The 10,839-nt window shown below is 71.1% G+C and carries 10 protein-coding genes; 4 read left to right on the top strand and 6 right to left on the bottom strand.

Annotated elements, in window-relative coordinates; genetic code table 11:
• Positions 1 to 27: 27 nt before the first annotated feature.
• Positions 28 to 1,563, top strand: a complete 1,536-nt coding sequence (locus NBZ85_RS20520; protein WP_261560164.1) for a cobyric acid synthase — start codon at positions 28 to 30, stop codon at positions 1,561 to 1,563.
• A gap of 79 nt (positions 1,564 to 1,642) precedes the next feature.
• Here NBZ85_RS20520 and NBZ85_RS20515 read toward each other — a convergent pair whose 3' ends face one another.
• Complete coding sequence (locus NBZ85_RS20515; protein ID WP_261560157.1) at positions 1,643 to 1,870, bottom strand: hypothetical protein; 228 nt, start codon at positions 1,868 to 1,870, stop codon at positions 1,643 to 1,645.
• A 407-nt stretch (positions 1,871 to 2,277) separates the two neighbouring features.
• Here NBZ85_RS20515 and NBZ85_RS20510 point away from each other — a divergent pair, with 407 nt between their 5' ends.
• The gene (locus NBZ85_RS20510) at positions 2,278 to 3,102 is read left to right on the top strand and encodes an SDR family NAD(P)-dependent oxidoreductase (RefSeq protein ID WP_261560158.1); all 825 of its coding nucleotides are present in this window, start codon (positions 2,278 to 2,280) and stop codon (positions 3,100 to 3,102) included.
• 30 nt (positions 3,103 to 3,132) lie between these two features.
• On the opposite strand, the gene NBZ85_RS20505 is transcribed toward NBZ85_RS20510, so the two are convergent.
• Complete coding sequence (locus tag NBZ85_RS20505; RefSeq protein WP_261560160.1) at positions 3,133 to 3,429, bottom strand: hypothetical protein; 297 nt, start codon at positions 3,427 to 3,429, stop codon at positions 3,133 to 3,135.
• 128 nt (positions 3,430 to 3,557) lie between these two features.
• Here NBZ85_RS20505 and NBZ85_RS20500 point away from each other — a divergent pair, with 128 nt between their 5' ends.
• A complete protein-coding gene (locus NBZ85_RS20500) occupies positions 3,558 to 4,448 on the top strand; it encodes a sigma-70 family RNA polymerase sigma factor (protein WP_261560162.1) in 891 nt (296 codons plus the stop codon).
• Positions 4,449 to 4,840: 392 nt separating this feature from the next.
• Here the strand turns inward: NBZ85_RS20500 and NBZ85_RS20495 are convergent, their stop codons facing one another.
• The 4 genes from NBZ85_RS20495 to NBZ85_RS20480 form a co-directional block, all read right to left on the bottom strand.
• A complete protein-coding gene (locus NBZ85_RS20495; RefSeq protein WP_136449245.1) occupies positions 4,841 to 5,905 on the bottom strand; it encodes a phosphotransferase family protein in 1,065 nt (354 codons plus the stop codon).
• A 259-nt stretch (positions 5,906 to 6,164) separates the two neighbouring features.
• Positions 6,165 to 7,373, bottom strand: a complete 1,209-nt coding sequence (locus tag NBZ85_RS20490; protein WP_261558001.1) for a cytochrome P450 — start codon at positions 7,371 to 7,373, stop codon at positions 6,165 to 6,167.
• 48 nt (positions 7,374 to 7,421) lie between these two features.
• The gene (locus NBZ85_RS20485; protein WP_261562424.1) at positions 7,422 to 8,240 is read right to left on the bottom strand and encodes a mycofactocin-coupled SDR family oxidoreductase; all 819 of its coding nucleotides are present in this window, start codon (positions 8,238 to 8,240) and stop codon (positions 7,422 to 7,424) included.
• Between the two features lie 31 nt (positions 8,241 to 8,271).
• Positions 8,272 to 9,723 carry an aldehyde dehydrogenase family protein gene (locus tag NBZ85_RS20480; protein WP_261557999.1) on the bottom strand — a complete coding sequence of 484 codons (1,452 nt, stop codon included), beginning with the start codon at positions 9,721 to 9,723 and terminating at the stop codon, positions 8,272 to 8,274.
• A gap of 279 nt (positions 9,724 to 10,002) precedes the next feature.
• Here NBZ85_RS20480 and NBZ85_RS20475 point away from each other — a divergent pair, with 279 nt between their 5' ends.
• Complete coding sequence (locus NBZ85_RS20475; protein WP_261557998.1) at positions 10,003 to 10,644, top strand: TetR/AcrR family transcriptional regulator; 642 nt, start codon at positions 10,003 to 10,005, stop codon at positions 10,642 to 10,644.
• Positions 10,645 to 10,839 lie beyond the last annotated feature (195 nt).

The raw sequence follows: 10,839 nt of genomic DNA, 5'->3' as shown, positions 1-10,839 counted from the left end.
GGCCGTGCGGGTGGGGCGGCGCGCTGGATGAGCGGGGGACTGCTGGTCGCCGGGACGGCGTCGGATGCGGGCAAGAGCGTGCTGACCGCGGGCATCTGCCGGTGGCTGGCCCGCGAGGGCGTGCGGGTCGCCCCGTTCAAGGCGCAGAACATGGCGCTGAACTCGGCCGTCACCGCGGACGGCGCGGAGATCGGCCGGGCGCAGGCGATGCAGGCCGCGGCGGCCGGGGTGGAGCCGGAGGCGGCGATGAACCCGGTGCTGCTCAAGCCGGGCGGCGACCGCCACAGCCAGCTCATTGTCCTCGGGCGTCCCGTCGCCGAGGTCGACGCGCTCGGCTACCGCCCGCACAAGGAACGGCTGGCGCGGATCGTCCTGGAATGCCTCGACGACCTGCGGAGCCGCTTTGACGCGGTGATCTGTGAGGGTGCCGGGTCGCCGGCGGAAATCAACCTGCGGGCCACCGACATCGCGAACATGGGCCTGGCCCGCGCGGCGAACCTGCCGGTGATCGTCGTCGGTGACATCGACAAGGGCGGGGTCTTCGCCGCTCTGTTCGGCACGCTGGCACTGCTCGACCGGGCCGATCAGGCCCTCGTCGCGGGCTGGGTGATCAACCGGTTCCGCGGTGACGCCCGGCTGCTCGAACCCGGGCTGCGCCAGATCGAGGCGCTCACCGGCCGGCCTGTGCACGGCGTCGTCCCGTTCCGCTCCGGGCTCTGGCTCGACGTCGAGGACTCCCTCGACCTTGCCTCCTACCCCGACGCCGAGGACGCCGAGCCGGACGTTGGCGCCGCGTCGGCGGGGGAGGGCGGGCGGCGGGAGAGCCTGCGGGTGGCCGTGGTCCGCCTGCCCCGGCTGTCGAACGTGACCGACCTCGACGCGCTGCGCGCCGAACCGGGCGTGGTGGTGCGGCTGGTCACCGGGCCGGACGAGCTTGCCGACGCCGACCTGGTGGTGCTGCCCGGCACCCGCTCGACCGTCGAGGATCTGCGCTGGCTGCGCCGCCGCGGTCTCGCCGACGCCGTCGCCGCCCGCGCCGCCGCGGGCCGGCCCGTGCTGGGCATCTGCGGCGGCTACCAGATGCTCGGCCGGCGCATCCACGACGACGTCGAATCCGGCGCGGGGGAGGTGGCCGGCCTCGGCCTGCTGCCCGTCACGACGACGTTCGAGGCGGCGAAGCTGCTCGGCCGCCGCGCGGCGAGCGACGCCGCAGGCCGGCCGCTGACCGGCTACGAGATCCGCCACGGCCGGCTCGCCGTCGCCGACCATCCCGGTGCCGAGCCGTTCGCCGCCGACGGCGTGCGCGTCGGCGCGGTCGCCGGCACCAGCTGGCACGGGCTGCTGGAGAACGACGAGTTCCGCCGCTCCTACCTCACCGAGGTCGCGGCGGCGGCCGGGCGGGCGTTCATCCCCGCCCGTACCAGCTTCGCCGACGTACGCCGCCGCCGCCTCGATGCCCTCGGCGACCTCGTCGCCGACCATCTCGACACCGCGGCCCTGCGTCGCCTGCTCGACGAGGGAGCCCCGCCCGGCCTGCCGTTCATCCCGCCCGGCGCGCCCTGATCCCAGCGGCCCTGATCCCAGCGGCCCTGATCCGGGCGGCCCGGCTCCCCGAGTGCCGGGCGGTCCGTGGGATCAGCGGTCAGAGGCGGCCACGCAGGAGCTGTTTGCCCTGCTCGGCGCCCTTGCGGCTTTCCGTCTGCGCCCGGCGGAACAGGTCGTGCAGCTCCTGGTCGCCGTCGCGCTGGGCGTCGGCGGCGTAGGTCTCCAGCCGTAGCGCGTTCTTCAGGCAGGTTTGGGTGAACCACAGCAGGTCGTACTGGGTGTCCTTGGTGCCGGTGACGGTCCCGTGTTCCGCGGTCGTCGTCATGATGGTCGACCTCTCCTACGCTGTCGTCTCCTACGCTGTCGTGAACCTGCGGCCCGTCGCATGTCCGAACCGACGCGTCGGCTCGTGCACTGCCGGACCGGTGACCGCGCCCTCAGACCGCCACGGTTCGGCGGCACACATCGATCACTGGTAGTGCCTATTCCCGCACCGAACGTTTCTACCCACCGACTTCGCCGATCGGTTCGCCGGAGGACGGCCCGGACGCTCGCCGCCCGCGCGAACCCTGCCTCGAGGTCGGCTCAGAACCGGCGGTCGAACAACTGCCTTCGGCCTTCCCGCCGTCTCGCGGAAGACTGGCCGCGGTCGGCGGGTTTTCCGCGTGGGGGCAGCGGCACGGTTCCTGAGATCGACCGAGATTCGAGATCGACCGAGCGGGAGAACACGTGATGGACGGGCGAACGATTCTCATCACCGGGGCGACCGACGGGCTGGGCGCCCATCTCGCCGAGCGGATGGGCGGGGCGGGCTGGCGGGTGCTCGTCCATGGTCGCGACGCCGAGCGTGCCGAGCAGGTACGCGCCCGGATCGAGGCCGCCGGCGGGCCCGAGCCGGTGGTGCTGCTCGCCGACCTGGCCGACCTGGGGGAGGTCACCCGGCTCGCCGCCGCCGTCGAACGGCACACCGACCGGCTCGACGTGCTCGTCAACAACGCCGGCGTCGGGTTCGGTCTGCCGGGCGCCGCCCGCCAGACCAGTGCCGACGGCATCGAGCTGCGTTTCGCCGTGAACTATCTGGCCGGCGTGCGGCTCACCCGGCTGCTGTTGGGGCTGTTGACCCGCTCCGCCCCGGCGAGGATCGTCAACGTCGCCTCCGCCGGGCAGGAACCCCTGGACTTCGCCGACCTGCTCACCACCCGGGGCTACGACGGCATCCGCGCCTACCGCCGCAGCAAGCTTGCCCAGATCATGAGCACGTTCGACCTGGCCGAACAGCTGGCCGGCACCGGCGTCACCGCCGACGCCCTGCACCCGGCGACCTTCATGGACACCACGATGGTCCGCCAGGCAGGCTCCCCCGTGAGCAGCACCGTCACCGAGGGCGGCGACGCCACCCTGCGCCTGATCACCGGCCCCACCGCGGCCTCGGGCACCGGCCGCTACTTCTCCGGCGCGCGGGAGGCCCGCGCCCTTGACCAGGCCTACGACCCCGAGGCCCGCCACCGCCTACGCCAGGCCACCGACGACCTCCTCGCCGCATCCACCCGATCCTGACCTCCTGCGTGACAGCCGGTCAGAGCTGGCTCACTTCATGCAGCATCGGTAGTCGCCGAGGACGGTTACCTGCTCGGGAATCGGCGGGGCGGCCAGCCAACCCTTGAGGTTCTCCTGGAACTCGCGGAACTCCGCGATGGCCGGGAGGGGATTGTCGATGCCGTCCTCGACCTGAAGCACCACCAGGTACGTGACGCCGTCGGCGAGCCGGTAGGAGGCGTAGTGAACGCCGTGGGGCCGGTGCCGTTCCAACGCGGCGAACAGGGCCTTCACCGCGCTCTCCACCTCGGGGGCGTACTCGCTGCGGACCGTGCTCCTGAGCACCATGGCAGTCATCTGGTCACGACCTTTCGGATCACCTGTCACATCGGCCGGCCGTTGCCGGTCATCTCTCTGACCCGACACGGCGCGGGTTTGTGACCGACGCGGGAGCACGACAGAGAGGTGAGCGATCGATGGACGACGACGAGCGGCTCGCCGAACGGTTCGAGGAGCATCGGGCGCACCTGCGTGCCGTCGCCTACCGGCTGCTCGGCTCGTTCGGCGAGGCGGACGACGCGGTGCAGGACACCTGGCTGCGGCTGGACCGCACCGGCGCGGACGGCATCGACAATCTGGGCGGCTGGCTCACCACGGTCGTGTCCCGCATCTGCCTGAACATGCTCCGCTCGCGGTCGGCCCGTCCGCAGGAGGCGCTGGGCGTGCACCTGCCCGACCCGGTGATCGGCCCGGACGACGCTTCGGGCCCCGAGGGGCAGGCGCTGCTCGCGGACTCGGTCGGCATGGCGCTGTTCGTCGTCCTCGACACGTTGAGCCCGGCGCAGCGGTTGGCGTTCGTCCTGCACGATCTGTTCGACCTGTCGTTCGACGAGATCGCCCCGATGGTCGACCGGTCTCCGGCCGCCGCCCGTCAGCTGGCCAGCCGGGCGCGCCGCCGCGTACGCGGGACGGCGACGGACGGCTTCGCCGCTCCCGCCGAAGCCGCTGATCCCGCCGTCCGGCGGCGGGTCGTCGACGCGTTCTTCGCCGCGGCCCGCCGCGGCGACTTCGCGGCGCTGGTCGCCCTGCTCGACCCCGACGTCGTGCTGCGCGCCGACGGAGGCGCGACCCGGCCAGAGGCGTCGGTGGTGTTGCGCGGGTCCGCCGCGGTCACCCGCCGGGCGCTGCTGTTCGCCCAGCCGGCGGCGGTGGTCAGTCCGGTGCTGGTGAACGGAGACACCGGGGTGATCGTCGCCGCCGGCGGGCAGCGGGTCTCGGTCATGGGATTCGCGATTGTGGCGGGGCGGATCGCCGCGATCCACGCGTGGGTCGACCCGGAGCGCCTGGCCCGGTTCCGCGGAATCTGAATGACTGTGTCAAGCGGTCGTGGTCGTGGCAGCGGGTTGTGGGGGGAGGAGAACCGGTCCGAGGCGGGGCGGCGTGTCGCTGGCGTCCGAGGTCGAGTGGCCGTTGGCCGTGGCGGCGGTTGCGGAGCGTGGCGGCGGTGGGCGGCGGTTCGGGGTGGATGCGTGGGAGAGCGACCATCGTGGTCCTTCTGGATGGTGTGGCGTCCGATATGTCCATAGCAAAGAGCCACCCGGGCCCGGCCCCACGCAGACCCCCGCTCCCACCTTCCCATCCGTCACCATGGGTAACAATCGGACGGACCCCGGCCCGGGCCCGGCGAACGATCGCGCAGACGCGAGGACCGGGGCGCGGTTCCGCGGAACACCATGATCGCTACCGCTGGGTTCGGCTGTCACATCAGGGAGCGGGCCAGGGCCTCGGAGTCGAGCAGCAGTCGGCGGACGATCGCGTCGAACCGGTCGCCCTTGGCCCTGGGGGACAGCCCCTGGATCGACTCGGCGACCTTGTACTCGATCATGCAGGCCGCGCGCCACTTCGACAGCACCGAGTAGTAGCCGATCGCCGAGACGTCGCGGCCGGTCTGTTCGCCGTAGTAGGCGATGACGTCGTCCCGGTGGGGGAAGCGCCCCGGCTGGAAGTACCGCATGGCGCCGTCGTCCTCGTCGGCGGTGACGAGGTTGTTGACGAAGGCGGCGAGGTCAAGCAGGGGATCGCCGATGGTCGCGGTCTCCCAGTCGATGATCGCGGCGAGCCGGGCCGGCGGTCGATGCTGGAACAGCACGTTGTTCGGTGCGTAGTCGGCGTGGATGAGCGCGGGCGGCGACCCCGCGGGGACGTTGTCCCGCAGCCAGTCCGCCACGTACTGCAGTCCGGGCAGGTCACGCCGCTCGTACTTCGGGTAGCGCCGGCTGTAGCCGTCGACCTGGCCCAGCCACCGGTCCGGCTGGCGTTCGAGGAAGCCCTCGGGCCGGCCGAAGCCGCCCAGCCCGACCGCCTCGTAGTCGAGGTTGGCCAGCGCGACCAGCCCGTCGGTCATCGCCCAGCAGAGGTAGTGCTGGTCGGGGCCGTCGTCGAAGCCCTTCGGCCAGATCGTCTCGTTCTCGGCGGTGATGGTGGCCGCCCAGCCGTCGACCAGCTCCATGACGTAGAAACTGACCCCGAGCAGGGAGGCGTCCTCGCAGAAGCCGAGGAACTCCGGGCTCGGGACGTCCGTGCCGGTCAGCGCGCGCAGGACGGTGGCCTCACGCTGGATCGTCCGCGCGCCCTGCGGACTGCCCTCCGGTGGCGGGCTGCGGAAGATCGCCTTCCGGCCGCCCCGGTCAAGACTGAGAATCAGGTTCGTCGACCCGCCCGAGACCAGCGCCGTCGTCAGGGGCCCGTCGCCCAGGCTCGGGATGTTCTCGTCCAGCCAGCCGGTCAGCGCCGCCACATCGACCGTGTTGCTCGCATCCGTCACAGGGGCAGAATCCCATAATGTCAACGGATGCGTTGACAGTGTGTAGGGGCCCGCCCGGTCGCGGGCTTCCCGCCGCTCTCAGTGCCCGCCGGCCCGACCTCCCACGATCACGTACAGCACGACCGCGGGCTCGTCGCGGCGATTGCGCCAACCATGCGCGACGCCGTTCTGGACCAGCAGGTCCCCGGCCGCCAGGGGCTCGTTCCGCGCCGCTGGCGGGCACCGAGGGCGGCTCCTCTCGTTCGGGTCAGGAGCGGGGTCAGGAGCCGAACTTCTCCAGGGGCAGGGAGAAGATGCCGTGGACATTGCCCCAGTACGCCTTTGGCGTGGTGTTGTGGCGCAGGGCGTATTCCGGGATGGCACGGTGCCAGCCGGAGAGCGCGACGCTCATCTCGATCCGGGCGAGGTGGGAGCCCAGGCACCGATGAGGACCGGCTCCGAAGGCCAGGTGCGGGGCAGGCTGTCCGGTGGTGAGGTCGAGGGCATCCGCGCCGGCGACGAGCGCCTCGTCCCGGTTCGCGGAGACCAGCGGGAAGAGTACGAGATCACCGGCGCGCAGCTGCTGCCCGCCGATCTCGATGTCCTGGGTCACCTTCCGGCCGACCTCGGGAACGGCGTAGAACCGGAGCAGCTCCTCGACCGCGTCGTCGATCGGCTCGCCGGCGGCTGCGAGCCCCGCGACATGCCGCCGGTCCGCATCGTGCGTGGCGAGGTGGTGCATCGCGAAGGACAGGCTCATCGCCACCGTGTCGAGCCCCGCCAGGAAGAGCAGCAGGGAGCAGTTGACCAGCGCGTCGTCGGGAGCCGGCACGCCGTCGAGCTCCCAGCCGAGCATCGCACCGAGCAGTCCGTCCCCCCGCTCGCCGCTTTCCCGTCGCCGGGCGATCTCGGCCTGGAAGTACCCGACGACGGAGAAGATCCCGCCGATCTGCCGCTCCGGGTCGAAGACGCCTTCGTCGGTCGGCGCGAGCGCCTGCTTCTCCCACTCCAGGAAGGTCGGCAACTCGTCGATCGGCAGCCCCATGAGCTCGAGGAAGACCACCGTCGGCAGTTCCAGCGCGAAATCCTCGACGTAGTCACATTCTCCCTTGGCGCGGATCGCCGCCACGAGTTCGACGGTGCGTTCCTCCAGGCGCGGTCGCAGCAGCCCCATCGTGCGCGGGGAGAAGTACTGCGCCAGCAGTCGCCGCCACTGCGTGTGCTCGGGCGGATCGAGCTGGATGGGAATCATCGCGAACGGCGGGTCCGGGCTGAGCGGGGTGATGACCTCGCTGGAGAAGACCGCCGGATTCTGCAGGCATTCGCGCACGAGATCGTGGTCAAGCACCAGCCAGTACGAGAGGTCGGGTTCGGTCACCCTGACGATGCGGTGTAATGCGCGGAGCGCGTCGAAGCGGTCGCCTGCCTCGTCGACCGCGCCGACTCCCACGAGGCGGTGGTCGGTGACCTCGGTGGCGGGTGTTGTCATCGCAGATTCTCCTCAGCTGTACCGATGCTGGACCGATGTACCGAGCCGTCAGCGGACGGTGAAGCCGGCGTCGAGGGCCCATTGGGTCCCGGTGATGAACGTCGCCTCGTCGGAGACCAGGTACGCGACGGCGCCCGCGATGTCCTCGGGCTGAAGAATGGGAATGGGCAGGGCGTTCTGCATCGCGGAGACGTTGCTGTCCGCCTTCGCCATCGCCGCCTGCATCGCCGCGTTCATCGTCATACCCGAGACGACACCGGTCGGGTGGATGGTGTTGACCCTGATCATTTCGGCGGCGTACTGGTTGGCCAGCACCTGCATGTAGCCGACGAGTCCCCGCTTGGCCGCCGTGTAGGCCTGGGCGCTCGGCTCCTCGCTGGCGGTGCCCTTCAGCCCCGCGCTCGAGGAGGTGATGACGATCGAGCCGCCACGCCCACCCTCCCGCATCCGCGGCAGGGCCACCTGGACGGTGTTGAACGTGCCGGTGAGCAGGATGTCGATGGTGTCCTGCCACTCGCGCACCGGGTCGACGCTGTCGCCGACCCGCAGGATGCCGGCATTGGCCAGGATGATGTCGATCCGGCCGAAGGTGGCGTACCCCTCGTCGAAGACGGCCCGAAGCGCAGGCTGGTCACGGACGTCGGCCCTGCCGATGACCGCCCGGCGGCCTTCCTTTCCGACCAGCTCGGCGGTCTCCTCGAGCTCGGCCCAGGTGCCGCACGGATAGTTCATCGACGGAATGTCCGCGCAGATGTCGGCGCCGATGATGTCGACACCTTCCCGGGCGAGGCGGACGGCGTGCGCGCGGCCCTGGCCGCGGGCGGCGCCGGTGATGAGGGCCACGCGCCCTTCGAGCTTTCCGGTCATTGTTTCTGTCCTGTCTCGCGAACTGGTGAGGTCAGACGGCGATGCCGACGCTGCGGATGCGGAGGAACTCCTCGATGCCCTCGCGGCCGCCCTCCTTGCCGACTCCGGAGAGCCCGAACCCACCGAACGGCCGGCCGACCTTCAAGTTCGTCGCGCCGTTGACGAGCGTCTCGCCGGCGTCGAGTTCGGCGGCGACCCGCAGCGCCCGCTGCAGATCCCTGGTCTGGACGTAGGAGGACAGCGCGTACCTGGTGCCGTTGGCCAGGGCGACCGCCTCCTGCTCGGTCCGGAACCTGAAGATCGTCAGTACCGGTCCGAAGACCTCGCTCTGGGCGATCTCGGCGTCCGGGTCGACGTCGGTGAAGACGGTCGGCTGGATGTAGTAGCCGGCACGGTCGATCCGGCTCCCGCCGGCCAGCAGGGTCGCGCCCTGCTCGGTGGCCCGCTCGATCATCCCGAGGATCCGCTCGACGGCCGCCTGGTTGACGACCGGACCGGAGGCGACGGCGGGATCGAACGGGTCACCGACCGGGATGTTCTGCGCGATCAGCTTCACCCGCGCGACGACCTCGTCGTACACGTCCTCGTGGACGATCATCCGGGTCGCGAAGGCGCAGCCCTGGCCGGAGAGTGCGATCAGGGAGAACGTCGTCCCGATCTGGCAGGCCACGTCGAGGTCGGCGTCGGCGAAGACGATGTTGGCGGACTTGCCGCCGAGTTCGAGGACGGCGGGCTTCATGCTGGGCGCGCACGCCTCGAGGATCCTGGTCGCCGTGGCCGGGCCGCCGGTGAAGGTGACCTTCCTGACCAGCGGGTGGGAGACGAGCTGGGCGCCCGCCTCGGCGGTGCCGGGCAGGACGTTGACGACACCGCGCGGGAACCCGGCCTGCTCGACGAGGTCCATGAAGAGCTCCCCGCTGAACGGGGTGAGCTCGGAGGGCTTGACCACCACGGTGTTCCCGGCCGCGACCGCCGCCGGGATCTTCATGGCCAGCGAGATGAGCGGGCCGTTCCAGGTGATGATGATCCCGACGACGCCGTACGGCTGGGCGAGGGTGTATCCGAGCTCCCCGTCCTGGACAGGGTTGCCGGTCAGGTCGCCGTGGATCTTGTCGGCCCAGCCGGCGTAGTAGCGGGTCCACTCCGCCGAGAGCACCGGGAAGGCCGCTCCGACGGCCAGCGGCGTGCCGTTGTCGAGCGCCCCGAGGCGGGCGAACTCGTCCGTATGGGCTTCGATGAGGTCCGCGAGCCTGATGAGCAGGGCGCGGCGCTGGGCCGGCGGGGTCCGCTTCCAGGTCTGGAACGCCTCGTGCGCCGCGGTGACGGCGAGGTCGATCTCGTCTTTGTCCGCCAGCGGAATCTGCGCGTCGACCTCGCCGGTGGCCGGGTTGACGTGACCGTAGGTGCCGCCCGAGCCGGATTCGCGCCTCTCACCGTTGATGCGGAGGTGGACCTTCGGCGGGGTGCGGTCGATGTCTGGCATGGGGCTCCTCGGGGCGTTCCCGCGTGCACGACGGCGTGGATCGGCAGATCGGAGGTCAAGGGCGAGACGGGTTAGGCGGGCTAGACGGGCTAGACGGGCTAGACGGGTGAGGTGACTGAGTGACCTTAGTGAACTGTGACGCGCGTCGCCCGTCAAGGAATCGGACAAGGTCGTCCGTAAACTGCCCGTGGACCCCTCGGCTCCAGCACGGCAACCCGCACAGGGCCGGTTCGCTCTACGGTGAGGAGCGGCTCGCAGACGCCGGCGGGGAGGAGATCCATGGGTGACGGTGTGACCGCCGCGCGGCGATCCCCCGGCCGGCCTCGCAAAGCCGACGCCGAGCAGCGCATCCTCGACGCCGCCATCGACGAGTACCTCGAGCGCGGCGCGACCGGCTTCACCATCGACGGCGTCGCCCGGCGTGCCGGGGTCGGCAAGTCCACGGTCTACCTGCGCTGGCCCGACCGCGACACGCTCCTGGTCGACAGCGTCCTGGCACGATCCCGAGCGATCGAGGACGTCGACACCGGATCACTGCGCGACGACCTGATCGCCCTGAGCGCGAACATGCTGCGATTCCTGCTCGACCCCGTCGGGTTCGCGACGCTGCGCCTCACGGTCGAGGCCGTGGCCAGCCGCGCCGCCCCCCAGGTCGCCGCCGACGTGGCCGATCGCCATCGCCGAGCCGCCGGACTGGTCCTCACCCGGGCCGCCGAGCGCGGCGAACCCATCAACCCGGTCACTCAGGCTCGCGTCATCGAATGCCTCTATGGAGCGATCACCCTGAAGGCGCTGGCTCTGGGGCTCGAGGCGGACACCATCAGCGACGTGGAGATCGTCGCGGCCTGCACCGAGCTGGTCGACATGCTCCTCCCGCTGCTGCTGGAGCATGCCGCCACACAAGATAATCAACACCGTTGACGGTGCCGGGCCCACGCCGAAGAAGATCGGCCAACTCGGAAGGGCGGCCGACTCGACCGTGGTCGGGCTGTCTCGACGCCGGTCGTTACCGGGCGATCGCTACAGGTTGGCGGGCGAGGACGGTGTCGAGCAGAATGCGGGCGGCCGCCGAGGTCGCGCCGGCCGGGGTCACGATCGCCGTCGGGAACATGGGGG

This window comes from Frankia tisae, from assembly GCF_025403405.1.
GTDB classification, from domain to species: Bacteria; Actinomycetota; Actinomycetes; order Frankiales; family Frankiaceae; genus Frankia; species Frankia tisai.
The sequence above is the reverse complement of the archived record's forward strand: the minus strand, read 5'-3'. Positions and strand labels throughout refer to the sequence as shown.

Coding starts and splice junctions, on each gene's coding strand:
- NBZ85_RS20520 (WP_261560164.1), top strand. CDS start 28: ATGAGCGGGGGACTGCTGGTCGCCGGGACGGCGTCGGATGCGGGCAAG.
- NBZ85_RS20515 (WP_261560157.1), bottom strand. CDS start 1,870: ATGACGACGACCGCGGAACACGGGACCGTCACCGGCACCAAGGACACC.
- NBZ85_RS20510 (WP_261560158.1), top strand. CDS start 2,278: ATGGACGGGCGAACGATTCTCATCACCGGGGCGACCGACGGGCTGGGC.
- NBZ85_RS20505 (WP_261560160.1), bottom strand. CDS start 3,429: ATGGTGCTCAGGAGCACGGTCCGCAGCGAGTACGCCCCCGAGGTGGAG.
- NBZ85_RS20500 (WP_261560162.1), top strand. CDS start 3,558: ATGGACGACGACGAGCGGCTCGCCGAACGGTTCGAGGAGCATCGGGCG.
- NBZ85_RS20490 (WP_261558001.1), bottom strand. CDS start 7,373: ATGACAACACCCGCCACCGAGGTCACCGACCACCGCCTCGTGGGAGTC.
- NBZ85_RS20485 (WP_261562424.1), bottom strand. CDS start 8,240: ATGACCGGAAAGCTCGAAGGGCGCGTGGCCCTCATCACCGGCGCCGCC.
- NBZ85_RS20480 (WP_261557999.1), bottom strand. CDS start 9,723: ATGCCAGACATCGACCGCACCCCGCCGAAGGTCCACCTCCGCATCAAC.
- NBZ85_RS20475 (WP_261557998.1), top strand. CDS start 10,003: ATGGGTGACGGTGTGACCGCCGCGCGGCGATCCCCCGGCCGGCCTCGC.